Origin of the sequence: Arcicella aquatica (assembly GCF_034928825.1) — a bacterium.
Taxonomy (GTDB): domain Bacteria; phylum Bacteroidota; class Bacteroidia; order Cytophagales; family Spirosomataceae; genus Arcicella; species Arcicella aquatica.
In genome coordinates this window covers 40,947-59,525 of sequence record NZ_JAYFUL010000026.1, presented here as the reverse complement: position 1 = coordinate 59,525, position 18,579 = coordinate 40,947, and the positions used below count along the sequence as shown (strand labels likewise).

Sequence of the window (18,579 nt, the reverse complement as noted above, 5' to 3'; positions counted from 1 at the left end):
TAAAGGGTTAAATAATTTTTCACTACTTGAGTAGTGAAGCAAGATGGAGATTATGTATACATAAACTACCGTGCAAGCACTTTTGTAGAAGAAATCATTTTACACATCAAGCTAGAATATCAAAACCAATGTAAGTCAAGAAGCCAAAACAATCAAGACGATTTAGATTATAAGAAGCCTTGCAATGTGTTATTCTATCGAGAATCTCCCAGACATAATTTGAAGAGATTAAACAAAAGCGAAGGCTTAAAAATGTCAAGGTTAGTTTATGTTCACTCAAGTGGAAATTTTAAAATCTGTTTGCTGAAAAAGAGCAAGTCCACCAAAAACAATTGATAGGTATTGCCAATAATCTCAATCACCGCTTAAAAACTCGCATATTCATGGCATAGAAAGAATGATAAAACAAGTGAATTTACTGCTAGGGAATATTACTAAAATCTTAGATAAGTACAATCCGAAACGGTTTCAGATGCTATTGGAGACGGCTCTTATCAAGGGTCAGTTTCGAGAATGCCATAGAGGATAGTATAAACGGTTGTCTCTTTCAGTATAGAGACAACCGTTATAGATACTGCTACCTAACATTCTGAGGAATCCCCCCTAATATGATCACATTATCAGGGATTGGCCAAGTGTACAGTTTTTCATGCTCAGGCGCTAATTCATATTTTTTAGTTCCTAGCGAACGAACGAATGTATACCCCATTTCCTTTCGCAGTCGCCTCAAATCACTCCACCTAACTCCTCTGAATACTAAGCTTTTTCTTCTTTGATTCAGGATTTCAGTTAGGATATTCCTGGTATTAGCCACCGTCATGGCTTGATAAGTACCTGTTTTGTATCTATTGATTAAAAGCGTATTAAGCGCCTGCAAGGCATCCTCATGATTGCCCAGCCTCTCACTACATTCCGCCCTGATAAGCATAAGCTCATCAAGTGCAGGGAAAGGATTAAACGTATCATAACCATTATAAGACCCTTTAAAAGTATAGTCATTGTTGGATTTTAAAAAATAGACCGGGAATCTTAAGTCATTGGCCTCATAAGAATCCAGCAAGGTTGGATTCACTTTCAGGTAGGAAAAGAAAACCTGAATTTCCAGCATGACATTAAACAGAGACTGTTCCACATTCCCAAAAGAATAAAGAGGAAAAGGAAAACTTAGCCTGCTGTCCACTTTATTATAATCCATTAATTCGTCAGAGATCGCTAGACATTGATTAACATATTGCTTTGCAAGGGCATACTCCTTCATTTGTAAATAGATACGAGCTAAAAGTGCCAGCGTCGCCTGCTTAGAAGGACGAGTCTTTTCTTTGGGTAATGCAGGAAGTAAAGTCAAGGTCTCAGTAAGGTCATTGACTATTTGTTGATAAGTAGCTTCTATACTTACTCTAGCATTAGATTGATTAATGTTGGAAGACAACCTAATCGGAATCCCCATTTTTTGACTAGCATTTTCCTTTTCATAATCATCACAGAAAATCTGCGCCAGTTGAAAGAACTGCCATGCCCTCCAGAACAAAGCAGTCCCCCTAATCCTGTTGTACTGTTCCGTATTCTTTTCGTTGGGTTGTATCTTACTAAGCCCCTCTAATACTATATTGCTGTACAACACCTTCGTATAAGCATTATTCCAACCCGGACACTGCTGCCCTTCATAGATGTCTTTAGCCCATACATAGCCATTTTTTTGATAGGGGTTGGTCAGAGAATTCCATTCTGTCTCATTGAGGTAATAATCATCCGTGCCAATTTCTCCCATGATTAATACTGATGTAGTATTCATGACAGTCATATTATCCATTAAGGCATCCATATCCTTTAAGGAAGCAGGAACCGCCAGCCTGCTATCGGGTTTCACCTCCAAAAAATCAGTATGACAGGAAACCAATACCAAGCAAAGCGAGCCAGCGATGATGTTATAAAGTCTTTTCATATTTGTATGCGTTTTATTAAAGTCAATACTTTGTAAAGATTTAAGCGGCAATAGAGCCGAAATAATATAGTTCTTTGACTTTTGGGTTATTTTTATGCGTGTCAGGGTCAATAGCAAACACGTCAAAAAATCTTTCGAGCAATAACTGATTATGATAAATAGTTTTAATGTCTGCCATTGAAAACGATTCTCTCTGTTCTTTTGGAATCGTTAAATAATGAGCAGATTTTGCAATAGAAACCGTTGTGAGCGAAGAGTTAAAGTGAAAATATAGTTTTTCCTCACAACGAGCTTGACAATGTTCTAAGCCTGTAAATTGGTTTGCATCACGATAAATAAACTCTATCTGAAAACGGATTCTATAATATTTGACGATGTGCCAAGCAGATAAATTTGTATCGGTAGAGAAATAAATTTTTGTTGATTTTATTTTTGGACTATTCTCATCTAAATACTGAACCAAAGCGATTTTTACTTTTTGTTGAAGGGACTTAACATAGATAATTGCTGAGAATATTCGTATTTCTAAATCTTGATGAACAATTTTAAAATAGTTCATTGCGGGGTTCTTGACATCTACTTTTCCATCGTAACATTGTGGTCTTCCACGTTTCCCTGTTGGATGACCATTAAAAACATAGTACATCACAGCATCGTCCCTTAGTCGAGAAATTATGTTAAAATCAGTATTATCAAGTATCTTATCAACGTAGGTTTTCTTTGAAAAATAAGCATCAACCGCTAAATAGGTAGAGAATTTCATCAATGCTGCTTTCCTTTTGATGATTAAATCTGCGTAGTGGTCTATCAAATTTTTACCCGATAATTTTAGATTTTCAGCATTGGGAGTCTGAATCGCCTCATAATGAAAGGCTGTATGATGTTCAATATCACCAATAGCAATACCTCCAATTTCAAGACCTAATTTGCTTTGATTATCACACCCAGACCAAAAACGACCTTTACCAAAAGTTGATTTTCCACTTTTGCGAATATGACTTGGGTCAAAGATAATGACATGGTAAGCTGTCCCTTTGATTTTGATGTGTTCTGTGTTGAACGCCCCAAAATCAAAGGTTTTATCGAAGTTATTTCGATAGCTCGTCATGCTATATGTACCGTATCTTGACATTTGCATAAAATTAATCCGTCCTCTAATACTCATAATCAAGGGAATTAGATGGATAATAAATTGGCGTTGCCATTTGCCAATATTAGACATTTTGCCTAATATCGCACTCACGAGGGTTATGCTCTCCATTAAAGCGTTTGTTGGTGTCTTGGTAAACCCAATGTAACGCTTTTTTTTATTTATCAAAACCTTTGCAAACTATTGTAAAGTTAAAGGTCAATTTTAAAGCCCAAAGAGTAAGTTCTGATAGGAGGGTAGTCTGAGGTTGGGAAATCAGGGTCTAAACCTGCTTTATTGGCACGCCATAATATTCCTACATTATTGACATACATGAAAACCGATACATTGCTTAGTCCCAGTGTAGGAGCAGAAAACTTATAACTAAGATTGATGTCTTTCAACCTAAGATGTGCTCCGTTTTCAATAAGCATTTCATTATTGAGATAGATATTCTCTCTGGTGGTATTAGCTCGCATGCTGAGGGCTGGGACAATTGTATGTAATTCGTCTCCAGGAACCTTCCACCTTAACAAGTAATCCTTGTGCCCATTCCCATAGTTGATTAGGTTAGTATAATTGATACTGCTTCTTCTAAAATTGTATCCAGCCTTATAAACAACATTGACGCTAAGGCTTAGCCCCTTCCAAGTCAGCGTGTTCCTAAAGCTTCCAAAATGTTGAGGTACTGTTACGCCCATTTCTTGAAGACTAGCCGTTTGCAATGACGACCAGTAGGCAGCATAGTTCTCATTCAATTCGTTATTGGAATACACTAGCATTGCCCCTGTGGCAGGATTTAAGCCATACCAAGGCAAGGCATAAAGGACATCCGCCGACTTACCTTCTCTGGCTGGAGCCCTTGCAGCGTTAGACACGGGGAAAAAAGACTGGATAGCAGGTGATTCTGTGCCACTGTACTTGGTAATCCTGTTTTTTGTCCAGCTCGCCAGTAGCACAGCAGACCATTTGAACTTACCCTTAGTAATGAGCCCACTGATTTCCACATCCATTCCCTTGGTAAGCATGTTTGCAGCATTAATCCGACTATCAATATTGGTGATTCCACCCAGTCCTATTGAAAAGATTCCAGTGGTTGGATCTAGATAATCATAGCCAATCAGGTCACTACCCGCTTTTTGATAGTATTCCAAACTGCCCCGAATGCTGCCATTCAGGAAAGAAAAGTCAAGGGCAGTATTCCAGACGCTCACCTTCTCCCACCTTAAAGAGGGATTCCCGATGCTTAAGAGCTGTGCAGCAGGTAAGTTGGTCACCGTACCGATACTGTTAGTAATACTTGGCATGGTACTTACCTGCTTATTAATATTACCGTTAACCCCGTAAGTCGCTCTAAGCTTTAGCACATCAATCGTATTACTTGAGGCTGAGGCAAAGTACTCCTGCTTGAGGTTCCATAATCCACCCACAGACCAGAGTGGAACCCCTTTTTGATTCGTGGCTACCCCAAATATATTGGAAGCATCCCACCTGCTACTGAGTGTCAGGGTATATTTTTGATCAAACGTGTAGGCAGCATTGGCAAAATAAGAGATAAATCGGTCAGTGAAATGCTGGACATCAGCAATGGTATTAGGGATTCTGCTGGCAGACCTAGGTCGTAGGGGATAGCTAGTTTCATAATTGAGATAAGGGGAACTCGTCAATGTCTGATTGTCATAACCGTATAATAAGTAACCAGGTTCCGCTGTTGATTGATCCTCCCTGATTTCAGCCCCAGCCAGTGCATCTAGTTGGTGTTGCTGGAGTGATTTATGATAGTTAAGTTGCAAACGGCCATAATGACTCTTGCCAGCAGATCTTGAACCCGATAAGATTCCCCCCAGAGGGATGACACTAGTACCATTAGACTGAGTAAAGCGATTAATGAGGTCTCTGACATAGTACGTTTCAGGTGCATAGTAATTACGGACTTCCCCAGTAGCACTTCTGAATTGGTATTTAAGGTCAAGGGCTAAATCAGAAAACAAGGAGTATCGCAAGCCAGTGTTCATTCTTATCTCGTTATTGTTGGAGGTATTATCAGAAAAGTTAAGTTCCTCCAAGGGTCTATACTGCCAGTTTAATAAGCCAGTAGATGTGGCAGCATCAGCAGCATCAATGTAGGTTTGACGGTATTTGTAGGGGATGGCTGCTGGCAATCCATTATCCTCTATCAGAGCAGTATAAGATTGTAATGCCCCGCCTTCTCTAGGAATAAGGGCTGATGGCTGTAGCCCATTGTTTTTGTAAGCCTGAAGGACATAGTACAAGCTACTAAATACCTCCAGTTTTCTACCCAGTCTATAATTTAGTTGATTATTGAGTGTTACCCTTGAGGAACTAAACCCGACGTTTGCGGAAAGGTTTTTATCAAATCCAAGGGATGTGACATATTTCAGGTCATTATTACCCCCTGAAATATTCAGAGAATATTGTTGATTCAGAGGAGTCTGATACAAGTATTTGAGCATGTCTTTTCTGATATCTTTGGTGGCCAAAAGTTTTAGTTGCCGTTCCATCTCCACATTACTAATCTTTCCTTGCTGAGCAGCAATTTGGAGTTCAACAGCAGGAGGGAGGAGAGTCCAGTTATTTTGTTGGAAGCCACCATTGATAAAACGTAAGCGTTGAAAGTCAATCAAGTCTTGGGCATTCAAAAAGGCAGGATTGTAGAATAGGTCAGGTTTATCAGCCGAAGTAAAGTTAGACTGGAAACTGATTGCTGTTTTTTTATTGTACTTCCCTTGCTTGGTGGTAATGACGATTACGCCATTGCCAGCCCGAACACCCCAGATAGAAGTAGCGGCTGCATCTTTGAGGATGGTGATGTCTTCCACATCATTGGGATTGATGGTATTAAGATCCCCCTCATAAGGAAAGTTATCGATTACGATTAAAGGAGCACTTGAGGCATGAATGGTGCTAAGCCCCCTGACTCTTAAGTCTGAGGTATTTCCGTGAGGAGATATGCTGGTTTTGTAAAATTGCAGCCCAGCACTTACTCCCTCTAAACGGCTCAAAATATCGGTACTGACGCTTCGGTTGATGAGTTCATTATTAAGATGGGTAAAAGACCCTGTGGCTCTTTCACTGCTGATTTTAGTGTATCCCGTAGAAACGATTACCTCCTGAAGTTCACTGTTTTGTATCTCCATGCTGAGAGAGGCAGGTAAGATTTGCTTAGAAGAGGAAACAGCAACAGGTATTTTGAGGGACTTAAAGCCAATACTGCTGATTACCAGTGTATCACTGGGAAGAGTAGCACTGATTTCAAAGAAACCATTCTTATCTGTAAGCGTCCCAGTCCCTTGTTTAATGAGTCTTACGGATGCACCGGGAAGCTCGATTCCATCTGAGGCAGTAATCACCCTGCTTTTTAACAGCTGGGCATACAAGGGTGAAGAGTATGCTATTAAGATATTGATCAAGAATAGTATACTTACAAAATTTACAAAATAGACTTTTCTCATGCTGCTTAGGGGTTTGAAGAATTAGCATATTTTACGACGATTACATCCATTTCCTGTGTTGTCAGTGCCAAATCAAAACCGATTGTATTGAGGGCTCTTTTAATCGTCGGAATGGTAAGATGCTTTTTATCCAGCTGAATGGAGACATTAGTGTCCGAAAGAATCCTATCCATGACAGGGTAAGGCTGGCTTGATAATACCGCACTAACGTAGCTGGTTAAACGTTTGATGGATTGATTATTCAATGTGAAGAAATCAGCATTACTAGATTCAGCAGATTCAACATTCCCAGCATCAACCTTCAAGGAAGGCAGGGTAGAGGTATGTTCCAGCCGAACAATAGCATAACAGGGTATTGTCCTTTTTTCTACGACGGCTTTCACGCCTTTTTCCAGTGTTAGATAGCGGTTAATATCATCACTCATAAATTCCCGAAGTGCTTTGCGGGAGATGTTTAGCGAGGTATCCAAGCTTAACTCATAACAATACATATATTGGTTCTGCCATTGCTGGTAGTCTTTGTCTTGCTCGTAAATACCCGTTTCCTTTCTGTAGGTACCCAGCAACTCATGTTTAAGCGAGTCACTTACTTCCCAGACAATGCGGTTGGTTCTACCGACAAAGGGGATGTAGGCACTGTACATCTCATAGATGAGGGTGATAAAATAAGCATTGTATAGCATGATGCTGTTTTTGCCTAGGCGGATTCCTCCCACATCAACATTAATGCGTTTAGAGAAGACCGACCTCATGCGGGGATGCTCCAAAGTACCTCCGTTACCATTATAGAACAGCGGAAGATTAAAATCAAAGCTAACGGGAGGAGTGGTATGAGAAAGGACGAAATCATCTCCTTTTAAAGCACGGTTAATGTTGGTGACATTGGCATACGCAGAGGAAGCAGACTCACCAAAAAACACGCCATTCCTAATCCATACTTGGTGGGGGAGACCGTAGTAAGGAAAGTATTGCCTCACGATGGTGTCTTCCAGCACACTGGGTAGCCGCCAGCCTCGCTTGTTGAATAAAGGTAGCACTTTGCCAGCGGTTTCATTGGTGATAGGGATAACGACTATTTCCGAGCCAAACTTCCGCTGAAGGCTATCCAGCTTACTGAGTGATTTAATACAGGGAGCACACCAAGTAGCCCAGAAGTCTAGGATGATTAGTTTATCCTTATACTCACTGAGTGTCAGGCTTTGTTTGCCTTGTGGGTGGTTGGCCACTTTTAGAGACAAGTTCCAAAGCTCAGGTGGGATATTGTCTCCCACCTTAAGCGACTGGGCGGTTAGATAATGGACAGATATGAAAAAGTAAAGGCATAGCAATGCCCTTACGCAGATTTTTGCGTTCATGGGTTTAGTTTTTAGATGAATGTATTAAAACATTAAAACAAAAGATGGTAAGCGACCTTATACAGGCGCTTTGATGATGTTCTTGTAGCGCTGTTTAGGGCAGGCACTGACATTAAGGCTGAACACAGCCTTAGCATGATTGGGATAAAAAAAGAAATGTTTCATAACTCGCACCTATTTTACGAGTCTCTTGCAGAAGGCTTTGAAAGCAATATAGCACAGGGCTACTACCGACCGCACTGCACGCTTCCGACGGCGACAAGGACGGTAAAACGGTAGAGCCCGTGTGCTACATTGCCAAAATTACGCAAAAGTAGTCACACAGGCATTAAATCTACCGCCTCGCCTTGTTCAAATTGTCGGAATTTGCAGTCGAGACTTTTTAGTTTAATGCCAAAAAAATAATGAAATAGCTATTAGCTATAACTTATTCAAATATAAAATATATTTTTCAAAAAAAAGTAAATATATGATAATATTTAGCGTAAATGTTTTCATCCTTTTACAGGATGAAAGAAGAAAATGTTGAATATTCCGAAAAAATATCCAATAAATTACGAAGGCTTATGGAAATCATAGATTTGGAAGTTCCGGGTTTTGCAGAATTTTTAGATAAATCTCCCTCACATTTATATGGTATTTTGAATGGGTCTAGATTTCTAAGTGAGTCTTTTGCCAGAGAAATAGGTGATAAATTAGGGTTTGAGGGGATGAAAATTTTCAACCTAAATTCTAATATTCCCAATTATGTTAATAAAGCGGAAGCTCTTGTAAGATTCAAAAATGACAACAAAAAGAACGTTGAATATTTTTTAAGTGCTAAATCTAAACGAAGCATTGATTCATTTATTAATGAAGTTTTACTGAATTCAGGTCTTTTTAATGACGGCTACAAATACTTAAAAGAGATTACGAATTATTGTAGAGAAGAATTGAATAGGGAGTTTCAGCAAGACGAACTCTCAAAAGGACTCAGATATGCTGTTTCTAAAGGTGTCCTAAAATCAATGAAAAGACCTATTGTATTAAATGATGGAAGTTTAGGGAGTAGAATGGTGGATGTGTATTTTAGATAATGTTATTAATGTGATTTTAACTTGGGTACATCTTGAGAAAAACACTCAAAGCAATCTAGCCCTTACACACATCAATAAGTAGAGTACACAATTCGCACTTTGTATTATTGGGATACGAAATTATTAAAAGCTAACAATAGCTTTGTTTATATCTATTACTTAGTTTTAGGGAAAAAATAGCAAAAAACATACTTGTATTTACGAGTTAGCTGCAACATATGAAAAACACTCATTAAAAAACAATATTAAAAGATGACAGGATATTTACTTTCAATTATTTTGGTAGTTTTATCATTTTTACTAAAACTATTCATTGACCAAAGACCCAATATTCCTATATTTATTAAAGCTCTTTTAGAATTACCTGTTGACTTAAATTTTTTAGGATTGTCATTCATTATTGCATTTATCATTAAGGACACGAAAAATTCTACAGATGGACTAATGTATTTTGTGTGCTACCTATTAATTTCTATTCTTACTGTTTTTATTTGGAAACGTTCTACCGACTGCTTTGTTCAGATAAAGATAAGTTATACAATTTTTTTAGGAATTTTAAACTTCTTAGTTTCCGTTTCTTTAATGCTTATTTCACTTAACTTATTAAATTAGTAATAAAAATGGATAAACTAATTGACAATAATACATTGACACAAATTCTAATAATGACATTTTCATTTATTGGAATTTTAACAACGGCTCTCTTATATTTTGAAAAAATAAGGAATTTGCAAAAGAAACGTAAAGAGGAAAAACAAATAGTAGAGATAGAATATATGCGTAAGTCTTATGAAGATAAAATTTATCAACTTACTGACAAACTCTTGGCAAATGGTGCAAGATGGGAAGACATCAATCATCTCTTTTTATCCTCACCAAACGTTACACCTTTATCTTCTAATGCTCAAAAAGTATTTTATACGAATTTTCTTAAATATTCAGGAGTAAAAGAAAATGACTTATCAATTCAGAAAGATTTAGTTTTTGTTCTGACACCATTTAACCCAGCTTTTGAGAAACAATTTTTCGCCATTAAGAAAACTTGTGAAAGAATGGGACTGAAATGTGTTAGAGGCGATGAAGAATTTATTAGAGGAGAGATTTTACCTAGCATTATCAAACAAATGGCACAAGCAAGACTCGTCATAGCAAACATTGATGGAAGAAATCCAAATGTATATTATGAATTAGGATTAGCACACGGCATGGACAAACCTGTTTTGATGGTAGCAAGTTCAGTTGAAAATTTAACCTTTGACTTACAATCAAGACAAATTCTTTTATTCAAAAGTATAGATGATTTACAGCAGAAACTTCGTGACGCATTAACCCGAATTTTAATACATGAATAAAAGATGGCAGCAATTAATAACATCACCTTCGTCATGGCTGCAAGCAATGCAATGAAGGTGATGTTGAAATAATCTGTGCGGACGGCTAGTCTAGCGGGCGGCTTCGGTGGTTTCTTTTATGGAGTTATCGTTCGACTTGAAGATTTTGGAAAAGTAGGTTTTTGCCTGCTCTTTTTGTTTTTAGGGCTTGTTTCTCATTTATAGTTATACCCATGATTAAAGTAAGTCTTTCGAAAATTGTTAGTTTGTTTGGTCAATTAAATTTAAAGTAAGTGAATTGTTTAGAATTACTAAGAAATCAACTACATTAGGAATTACAAAAACTGGCATAATAATACAAAAAGTACTAGAAAACTTTCGCATATTAGGGAGTTAGCAGCTATATTAAAGACCCCCAACTTAGACAATGACAAATCAGACAGCAAAGGAATATCTTAATTACTTCGTGACTTCTCAAAATCCCAATTTTGCAGTAATGTTAAAAGGGAAATGGGGGGCAGGGAAAACATATTTCATTAGAAGAATAATTGAAGAATGGGAAAATGCACAAGAAATTGAAGAAGGCGATGTAAATTTAAAACCCATTTATGTTTCACTTAATGGTGTTGCTAAGAAAAGCGAAATAACCGAATCACTAAAGGCTAAAATATCACCATTTCTATATTCTAAAGGTGCAAAATTCGCAACCGACATTTTCAAAGGTTTTATCAAATCAACTTTAAAAATAGATTTTGACTATGACAAGGACAACAAAGCTGACGGTAGTATCAATATAAATTTTGACCCGATTTCTATTTTCAAATCTTCAAATGATAAAATCAAAGGAAATCGTATCCTAATATTTGATGATGTTGAACGTTGTAAAATCCCACTTGACGAACTATATGGTTTTATTAATGACTTTGTAGAACACTCACAATGCAAAGTAATCTTGATTTCCGACGAAGATAAAATAGACGAAGAAAACACAAATAATAGTAAATTCAGATATCCCGTTTTTAAAGAAAAAATAATTGGACAAACATTTGAAATCAAACCAGACACAGGACAAGCTATTGATTTCTTTTTAGACTCTGTTACAAGCGAAATAAAACCTTTTTTACTTGCATCAAAGGACTTAATAATAAAAACTTTTGATATTTCTAGAAAAGAAAATCTTCGAGTGTTACAAAGAGCTATTTACGATTTTGAAAGATTACTCAGTTTTACCGACAAAGAGCTATCAAAAGAAGAGGAAAAATATAAAGAGTTAATCAAAAATTATTTAAGCTATTTCTTAATTTACTTCCTTGAATTTAAGACTGGAAACGAAGACATAACTTCGTTTCAGCAAACTCAATTTTCCTCTGATGACAAGCGTGAAAGAAAATACACACAATACGAAGAAGTTGTTGCTACATATTCCCTTTTGCATTCAACTAAATTATTTACGCCATTCGCACTAATTGATTTTATAAAAAATGGAGACTATACAGATATAGCTTCTGAAATTAACAACTCTACAATTTATGCAAAAGATAAAGTAGAAAAAGACTGGGAAAAACTTTGGTATTGGCAGCTATTAGATGATGATAATTTTTTAATTTTATTAGATAGTGTAAGCACGAGTTTTTTCACGACAGAAGATTTTCACATAACAGAAATACTGCATATTTCAGGTATTCTATTTTCTCTTATAGACACAAAACTATACAAGAAAAAAAGCAAATTGCAGGTTATCAATAGAGCAAAACAACTAATAAAGAAAACAAACCTTGCTGAATTTAAAGACAGTAGAGGATTTTCAATGCTTACTTGGGGTTCGTGGCAGAAAGAGTATGCATCTGACAAAACTGAAGAGTTTAAGTTTCTCGTAAAATATACACGAGAAATTTTAGAAAAAATTAAGCACGATAAATCAAATGTTGTTGTAGATGATATATTCTACAACATAACCAATGGCAATGTTGATGAACTTTATCAAAAAACACGAGAATACAATGATGATTTAGGTAATATAATTGAACACACACCAATGTTAGCAAGACTAAACTCTAAAAAGTTTGCTGAAACAATTCTTAATCTTAGCAACGACAGTATTTTCAGATTAAAGCATTTCTTTGAGTATAGATATTTCCCAGAAAAAACATACTTAAATGTAACAATACAAGAACATCAACGACAAGAGAAAGAATTACTACAGAAGTTGCATACAAAAATTTCACAAGAGGTTAATGCAAAAAAGAATAGAGACAAAGTAATCAGAAAGTATGCTTTAAACGAACTAAATACAATGATTAAAAATTCAATAGACAGATTATAAATACAGCTGTTAATAACTAAGCCTTCGTCGTAGCTGCAAGCCAAGCCATGAAGGAATGAGTGACGCTTAGTTTTGAACTTAACCTAGGCGGATGGCTAGTCTAGAGGTCGGCTTAGTTGCATTTATGGCGTTGTAGTTCGACTTGATGATTTTGGAAGAGCAGGTTTTTACCTGCTTTTTGTTTTTAGGGCTTGTTTCTCATTTATAGTTATACCCATGTTTTAAAGTAAGTCTTTTGAAAATTGTTAGTCCGTTTGACCAATTAAATTTAAAAGAATTATTGAAATTATTAAGAAAACAACTATTTTAGGAATTACAAAAACTATCACCAAGAATACAAGAAGTACGACATCAATAGTACAACGAAAAATAGGAATAACACAAAAAAATACAAAAAGTACTACAAAACTTTCGCATATTAGCGAGTTTTCTGCAAGACTTTAAAACCGCACGTCACAAATGAATTTAGAAACTTTTCTCCTAAAAGATAAAATTCAAGAAATAGAAAATGGATTTAAAATTAAAAATGGATGGTTATTAATTTGTGAATCAACATATGACGAAATTGAATCTAAAGGAATTTATTGTGCTTTAATCAAAAATAAATACTTAGAAAAATATTCTTCATCTCATAGTTGGCCTATTAATTATGGTTATGAAGGGAAATCAAATGTTTATGGAGATAATTCCTATCAAACTTATGACAACGAAGAAGTAGAACCTTTCTTATTTCGAAAATCATTTAATATTAAAGATGGCATAAAAAAATATATTGATGTTGGGGAAGAATTTATTCTTTTCTATCGATTATTTGAAGAAGTGGCTGATAAACAAAATCGTGTCTATTATTTTGTAAACGATTATGGAGAATTAGATGAAGTAATAGTAGTAGAACCTAATAAAGTCAAAATAAAATTAAAATATCTCAAAGAGTATATTACAATGAGAGATATGCATTTTTTTATAAGTTTTGAATATATGATTTTACGAAAAACTATTGATAAAGATTGGAATTTAGAATTCATCGACAAAGACTTTTCAAACGAAAATTACTTTTATAATCATTTGATAAGAAACGATATGGGAACTTATCAAAGTTGGATTTTAGGTAATTATTTTATAAAGCCTAATGTTTCAAAAAGAAGTTATTTAGATTTTGACAATTTTCATTGTGAAGAGTTTATTATTGGAATTGATGAAAATGGAGAAATTATACTGAAAAATCCGAAATATGAGTCAAAAGGCAATTTCACGTTTACATACTTTAAAAAGGAAGTTTTAAATAAATACTATAATAATCCAATAGAATATGAAATTGATAGCTTTTCTGTTTCTAATAAGTATTTTAGGTTAAAAATTGATAATAATTTAGAAAATATTATTCCTGTTCTCTTAACAGATTTATTGATATTACCAGAAAACGAGCAATTACATTGGAAACAATACAATATTCCAATTACAGAAGATTTAAAACTCAGTTCAACATATTACAAGACAATGATTTTAGGAAATTGGTATGAAAGTCCAGAATCAATAGATTTATATTTTAAACATTTATACAATGATTTCAACAAAAAATGGTATCAAAAATTCGGTTGGAATCTTTATAAACCTTTGGCAAAAGAAGACGAGTTCAATTTTAAAGCCTTACATCTTATAACTGAAAATAATATTAAAAGCTTTTGTGAGCAAACTTTGACAATAGTAAAATTAACAATTGATAGAATCAACGAAAAAGAAATTGTAAAAGGAATTGAATTAGAGCCAAATACTAAAGGAATTTCTAAATTTCAAAAATTTTTAGAAAGCAAAAATATGGATATTCCAGATTTATTTGAGTTTTTAAGGCACTTACAAAGTTTACGATCTGGATTAATAGCACATACATTTAGCAATTCAAACAAAGAGTGTAAAAAAGCACTTGAATATTTTAATTTTAATGAACGAAATCTAATAGATATACAAAAAGAAATATTTAAAAAATCTATTAGAACATTTAGTACATTAGAAACACATCTCCTTTAGAAGTCCTGCAGATAATAACTCAAACTAATCATAGGTTGTTTCCTACGCCCCAAAATGCTAAATAGCGTCACTTCGTACAATGTATCAGGGATAAATATTCCTTTTGGCTTGAAACATTTTAATACATTCAATAAGCTTCCATAATTAAGTTATAGCGAAAGAACGTTAAACAGGAATTGGTAAAATTTGTGGTAAGATAAGTCTTTGGATAGTCTCTACCATTATGTTTAAATTGACTAAGTTAGTAGAATAGAAATATAGACCTGCATTTTTAGGTCATTATCCCCGACAAAGGATATTAGCAATAAAAAACATATCTCAAGAAGGATAATGTTAAACATTTATCATTACCTTGTAAAGATGGCATGATAGTTTACCAAGTGATATTGAGAATGTTTGAGAGGCAGTGTGGAGTTTAAGGTTATCGAATATTTTTTTATATTTGTAGAAACACAATTTGTGAGGATTAGGTAGGAGTGCGTTATTGTAGAAAAGATGACTACCGATGAGAATAAGCAAAAAGCTATCTGTTCTAGCATAACACACACACTGAATAATTAGGTAATGAATGTTATGGGCAGTACTGAAATAAAAATCAACACGAAAGCTGATTTGAATAATAAAATATAAGATAATGAGAAGCAGAGCAACAAAACGTGGGAAAGGCAGTGATTCTACAAAAGAAGAGCAAATACTTCTTCAATCTGCAAAAATAGCATCTTCCAAAGCAATCAGAACTTCTAAAGCTTTGGGTTTGACAGTAAAAATCATAAGAGATGGCAAGATTATTTCTATAAACCCTGACAAAAGTGAGGTGGTATTAAGAACTCTAGATAAACATGAAGTGGATACTTCAAGATTTAAAAAAGGGATGATTTTAGAACGAAAATAGCGCAATGTCAAAGCCAAGGTTAAGGGTTTTTGCAGGCCCAAATGGTTCAGGTAAAAGTACATTGTTCGATTCTTTTTCAAAAAAATATACTACTGGACCTTTCTTAAATGCAGACCTGATAGAAAAGGAGCTCGCAACAAAGGGATATGTTGACTTGCATGATTACGATTTAAGCTTGACGCAAGCGGATTTAGATGATTTTTTTAAAACTGAGCGTGCTAAATCACTGATAGAGAAGTCGAGCAAAGATAAACGACCTATAGATATTACAATAAAAGAGAATGTTATTGTTGATATTCAAAAAGAAACGCACAGCTACGAGGGTGCTTTGATAAGTGCGTTTTTAAGACACCATGTACAAAAACAAAAGATTGATTTTTGTTTTGAAACAGTGATGAGTCACCCGTCAAAAATTCAGGAAATAGTTGAAGCAAAACAAAACGGATACAAAACTTACTTGTACTTTATATGTATTGATGATCCAGAGGTTAATATCTCAAGGGTTGAGAATAGGGTGGTAAAAGGAGGACATGGAGTTGATTCTGACAAAATACAGAGTAGGTATTACAATACATTGAATAACCTCATCAATGCTATTGAGAACACAGATAAATGTTATTTGTTTGACAATTCAGAAGAGGAATTCAGACTTATCGCAACAAAAATAGAGGGTAAGTTAAAACTAGAGGTTGATTCGGATTTATTACCTCGTTGGTTTATTGATTATGTTTTAAAATACTATGTATAATTTTTGGAGTATTTAATGTTACTTGAAAATGACTCAAACTAGTCGTAGGTTGTTCCCAACGCCCCAAAATGTTAAAGAGCGTAAAGCTCTTAGAATGTATTTGGGGATAAATATTCCTTTTGCCTTGAAACATTTTAATATTTTCAATAAGCCTTTTCGAGCGTGAGGCTCTTCTTTGTTTTAGGTCTTAGGAAATCATAAGACTGGTTGGGGGTTAGTATAATCAACAGATTAAAGATAGTATTCTCAGTTTTAGTAATTTTTTATAATTTTAATTTTCTGATTTTAGAAATGTAATTTCACAAGCTTTACAAAGACGCCTTTCTTGAATATATTCGCTGATGTCATACCAACCTCCCGTTTTTTGCCAAATATCTAAGCCTCTGCCTAAAACTATTTTCCAACCATTGTTTAATTGTATGGAACGGTCGTGTATATTTTCATCAAATTCATAGGAAAATATAATATCCATTGACGCTAATGAGTCTGTTATTTGATTAAAAGCTCCTTTAACTCCTTGTATAAAATCCTCATTGTTGCTGGTTACCAAATGTAGCTTTATGGTTGATCCTATTTGTTTTTTAGCATAAATCAAACTTATCAATTCCATTAAATTACGTAATTGATAAGGCAGACGGATATAAGGATCTATAATGGTAATTTCTGTTGCATCTATTAAGTAGTCGCCAAAAAGATTATTGTATGAAATCCCAAGCTGATTATCTCTTATGATTTTTTGCCCTGCTAATAACTCTTTCTGCGAATTTTGTACACTTGATAATGTTGAATTTGATTCTGATACAACCTGTGTCGTTACTTCTTTGGGTAAACCGTATTCAATAACCTCCAGTGTTTCTACATTTACTTTTTGCTTAGTTTGTTTATTTTGATAACTAAAATCAACTGCTTCAAAAGTATCGTCCATCTTTTGCAGCTGTAGTTTTACTCGCTTTCTACATTCAATGGCGAAGTCTAATAACTCTTGACTCTCTGCTTGGTTCATTCCTCCAGCAGGGTAAATAACTTTAGCTAAGCCAGCAAACGTTTTAACAATCCCTGTTTTATCACGAGTGGTAATACTATCCGAAAGCTCAAAATATTGGGCATATTCATGGGTTCTGTCTTCTTTTCTAAGTTCTTTGAGTATTTCAGCAAGGTAATCTACAATAAATCCATAGTCAGAAGTGAACATATCATTTCTAAGTTTTTGTACCTCCCATCCTGGTAAATAGGCATGAATTCTATCAAGGAATGCAGTATCATAATAGTCTTTTGGAAGGGCATCAAATAAATTACTATGATTAAGCATATACTCAACCGTATGGTCTGTGTTGCCAACAAATACCATTGAGGCAGACGCCCCATATACTTGTGTTCCTCTTGAAAAAGACTTATTAGCCATATAGTTCTTCATGATGTCCACCAAACCTCTGTCTGTATTCTTGCTTTTGCCTGCAAATTCATCGTAAGCGACTACATCCCAATAGCCTACTAAACCGATTTCCCCAGAACTATTATTGACGAATAGTTTCGCTTTTGATACTTCGCCCCCAGAAATTAACATTCCATGTGGAGATAGTTCAGAGAAAATATGTGATTTACCTGTGCCTTTTGGCCCAAGTTCCATCAAGTTATAGTTGTTTTCGACAAATGGGACTAATCGAGTGAGTTGTAGTAGTTTTGAACGGAAACTAAACTCTTCAGGATTCAAGCCCATCGTTTGTAGCAGTATGTCTATCCATTCGTCTTTTGAAAATGCTTTACGCCCCTCTTTGTATTCTTCTATATCGCCCCCTGCAATTTGTATTGGTTTTAGAGATTCTATAACCCAAGGCGTTCTATCTTTTTCGTCTGAAGAAATGTAAGCTAAAGTAAGAATACACCAAACGCCACTTGATAATAGCTTTTGATGGGTCTTGATAATATCATCTGCAATGGGTACTCTGTTGAGTCCTAAATTAGCGAAATAGGCTTCATACTGGTCTTGTTTGTCATTGAGTTTTACAGATACTTTATCAATAATCCTATGAGAACCTTTTTCTCGAATGGTTGATTTAATTATCTGAGCTTCATCTCGATGAACAAAATGTTTGGCAAGGATATTTTTTACCGTTTCTATGCCACGAGAAATGGTTTCTTCATCGTCTGTAGCACAGTATTGTCCCAGAAGATATTCTAAGACATAAATAGGAACAATGGCATTGCCTTTTACCAACTTGGTTAGGTCTTTACGAACAACCTTTCCGCCAAAGTGTTCATTCAATTTAGAGTCAAGTGCTTTCATC

At 35.1% G+C, this 18,579-nt stretch carries 11 protein-coding genes; 6 read left to right on the top strand and 5 right to left on the bottom strand.

The features are described from left to right. Positions 1–577 precede the first annotated feature (577 nt). From VB264_RS15400 to VB264_RS15385, 4 genes are all read right to left on the bottom strand, one after another. Positions 578–1,942 carry a RagB/SusD family nutrient uptake outer membrane protein gene (locus VB264_RS15400; protein ID WP_323250689.1) on the bottom strand — a complete coding sequence of 455 codons (1,365 nt, stop codon included), beginning with the start codon at positions 1,940–1,942 and terminating at the stop codon, positions 578–580. A 40-nt stretch (positions 1,943–1,982) separates the two neighbouring features. After that, complete coding sequence (locus VB264_RS15395) at positions 1,983–3,203, bottom strand: transposase (protein WP_323250688.1); 1,221 nt, start codon at positions 3,201–3,203, stop codon at positions 1,983–1,985. A gap of 80 nt (positions 3,204–3,283) precedes the next feature. Further along, complete coding sequence (locus VB264_RS15390; RefSeq protein ID WP_323250687.1) at positions 3,284–6,544, bottom strand: SusC/RagA family TonB-linked outer membrane protein; 3,261 nt, start codon at positions 6,542–6,544, stop codon at positions 3,284–3,286. Positions 6,545–6,549: 5 nt separating this feature from the next. Next, positions 6,550–7,899 (bottom strand): TlpA family protein disulfide reductase, encoded by a 1,350-nt coding sequence (locus VB264_RS15385; RefSeq protein WP_323250686.1) that lies wholly within the window; start codon positions 7,897–7,899, stop codon positions 6,550–6,552. Between the two features lie 509 nt (positions 7,900–8,408). Between VB264_RS15385 and VB264_RS15380 the strand changes: the two genes are divergently transcribed. The 6 genes from VB264_RS15380 to VB264_RS15355 all read left to right on the top strand — a co-directional run bounded on the left by VB264_RS15380 (position 8,409) and on the right by VB264_RS15355 (position 16,294). Then, positions 8,409–8,975, top strand: a complete 567-nt coding sequence (locus VB264_RS15380) for a hypothetical protein (RefSeq protein WP_323250685.1) — start codon at positions 8,409–8,411, stop codon at positions 8,973–8,975. 620 nt (positions 8,976–9,595) lie between these two features. Next, entirely contained in the window at positions 9,596–10,327 is a 732-nt protein-coding gene (locus VB264_RS15375) for a hypothetical protein (RefSeq protein WP_323250684.1), read from the top strand. Between the two features lie 406 nt (positions 10,328–10,733). Beyond that, positions 10,734–12,629: a P-loop NTPase fold protein gene (locus VB264_RS15370; RefSeq protein ID WP_323250683.1), complete on the top strand. Its 1,896-nt coding sequence runs from the start codon at positions 10,734–10,736 to the stop codon at positions 12,627–12,629. Between the two features lie 459 nt (positions 12,630–13,088). Then, positions 13,089–14,654 carry a hypothetical protein gene (locus VB264_RS15365; protein WP_323250682.1) on the top strand — a complete coding sequence of 522 codons (1,566 nt, stop codon included), beginning with the start codon at positions 13,089–13,091 and terminating at the stop codon, positions 14,652–14,654. Positions 14,655–15,288: 634 nt separating this feature from the next. Further along, positions 15,289–15,546: a hypothetical protein gene (locus tag VB264_RS15360; RefSeq protein ID WP_323250681.1), complete on the top strand. Its 258-nt coding sequence runs from the start codon at positions 15,289–15,291 to the stop codon at positions 15,544–15,546. 4 nt (positions 15,547–15,550) lie between these two features. Continuing rightward, entirely contained in the window at positions 15,551–16,294 is a 744-nt protein-coding gene (locus tag VB264_RS15355) for a zeta toxin family protein (protein WP_323250680.1), read from the top strand. Positions 16,295–16,565: 271 nt separating this feature from the next. Here VB264_RS15355 and brxL read toward each other — a convergent pair whose 3' ends face one another. Then, positions 16,566–18,578: a BREX system Lon protease-like protein BrxL gene (brxL, locus tag VB264_RS15350; RefSeq protein WP_323250679.1), complete on the bottom strand. Its 2,013-nt coding sequence runs from the start codon at positions 18,576–18,578 to the stop codon at positions 16,566–16,568. Position 18,579: the final 1 nt, after the last annotated feature.

Excerpts from the sequence above, each read along its gene's own strand:
- brxL (WP_323250679.1), bottom strand. The coding sequence starts at position 18,578 with ATGAAAGCACTTGACTCTAAATTGAATGAACACTTTGGCGGAAAGGTT.
- VB264_RS15380 (WP_323250685.1), top strand. The coding sequence starts at position 8,409 with ATGAAAGAAGAAAATGTTGAATATTCCGAAAAAATATCCAATAAATTA.
- VB264_RS15400 (WP_323250689.1), bottom strand. The coding sequence starts at position 1,942 with ATGAAAAGACTTTATAACATCATCGCTGGCTCGCTTTGCTTGGTATTG.
- VB264_RS15365 (WP_323250682.1), top strand. The coding sequence starts at position 13,089 with ATGAATTTAGAAACTTTTCTCCTAAAAGATAAAATTCAAGAAATAGAA.
- VB264_RS15395 (WP_323250688.1), bottom strand. The coding sequence starts at position 3,203 with ATGGAGAGCATAACCCTCGTGAGTGCGATATTAGGCAAAATGTCTAAT.
- VB264_RS15385 (WP_323250686.1), bottom strand. The coding sequence starts at position 7,899 with ATGAACGCAAAAATCTGCGTAAGGGCATTGCTATGCCTTTACTTTTTC.
- VB264_RS15355 (WP_323250680.1), top strand. The coding sequence starts at position 15,551 with ATGTCAAAGCCAAGGTTAAGGGTTTTTGCAGGCCCAAATGGTTCAGGT.
- VB264_RS15360 (WP_323250681.1), top strand. The coding sequence starts at position 15,289 with ATGAGAAGCAGAGCAACAAAACGTGGGAAAGGCAGTGATTCTACAAAA.
- VB264_RS15375 (WP_323250684.1), top strand. The coding sequence starts at position 9,596 with ATGGATAAACTAATTGACAATAATACATTGACACAAATTCTAATAATG.
- VB264_RS15370 (WP_323250683.1), top strand. The coding sequence starts at position 10,734 with ATGACAAATCAGACAGCAAAGGAATATCTTAATTACTTCGTGACTTCT.
- VB264_RS15390 (WP_323250687.1), bottom strand. The coding sequence starts at position 6,544 with ATGAGAAAAGTCTATTTTGTAAATTTTGTAAGTATACTATTCTTGATC.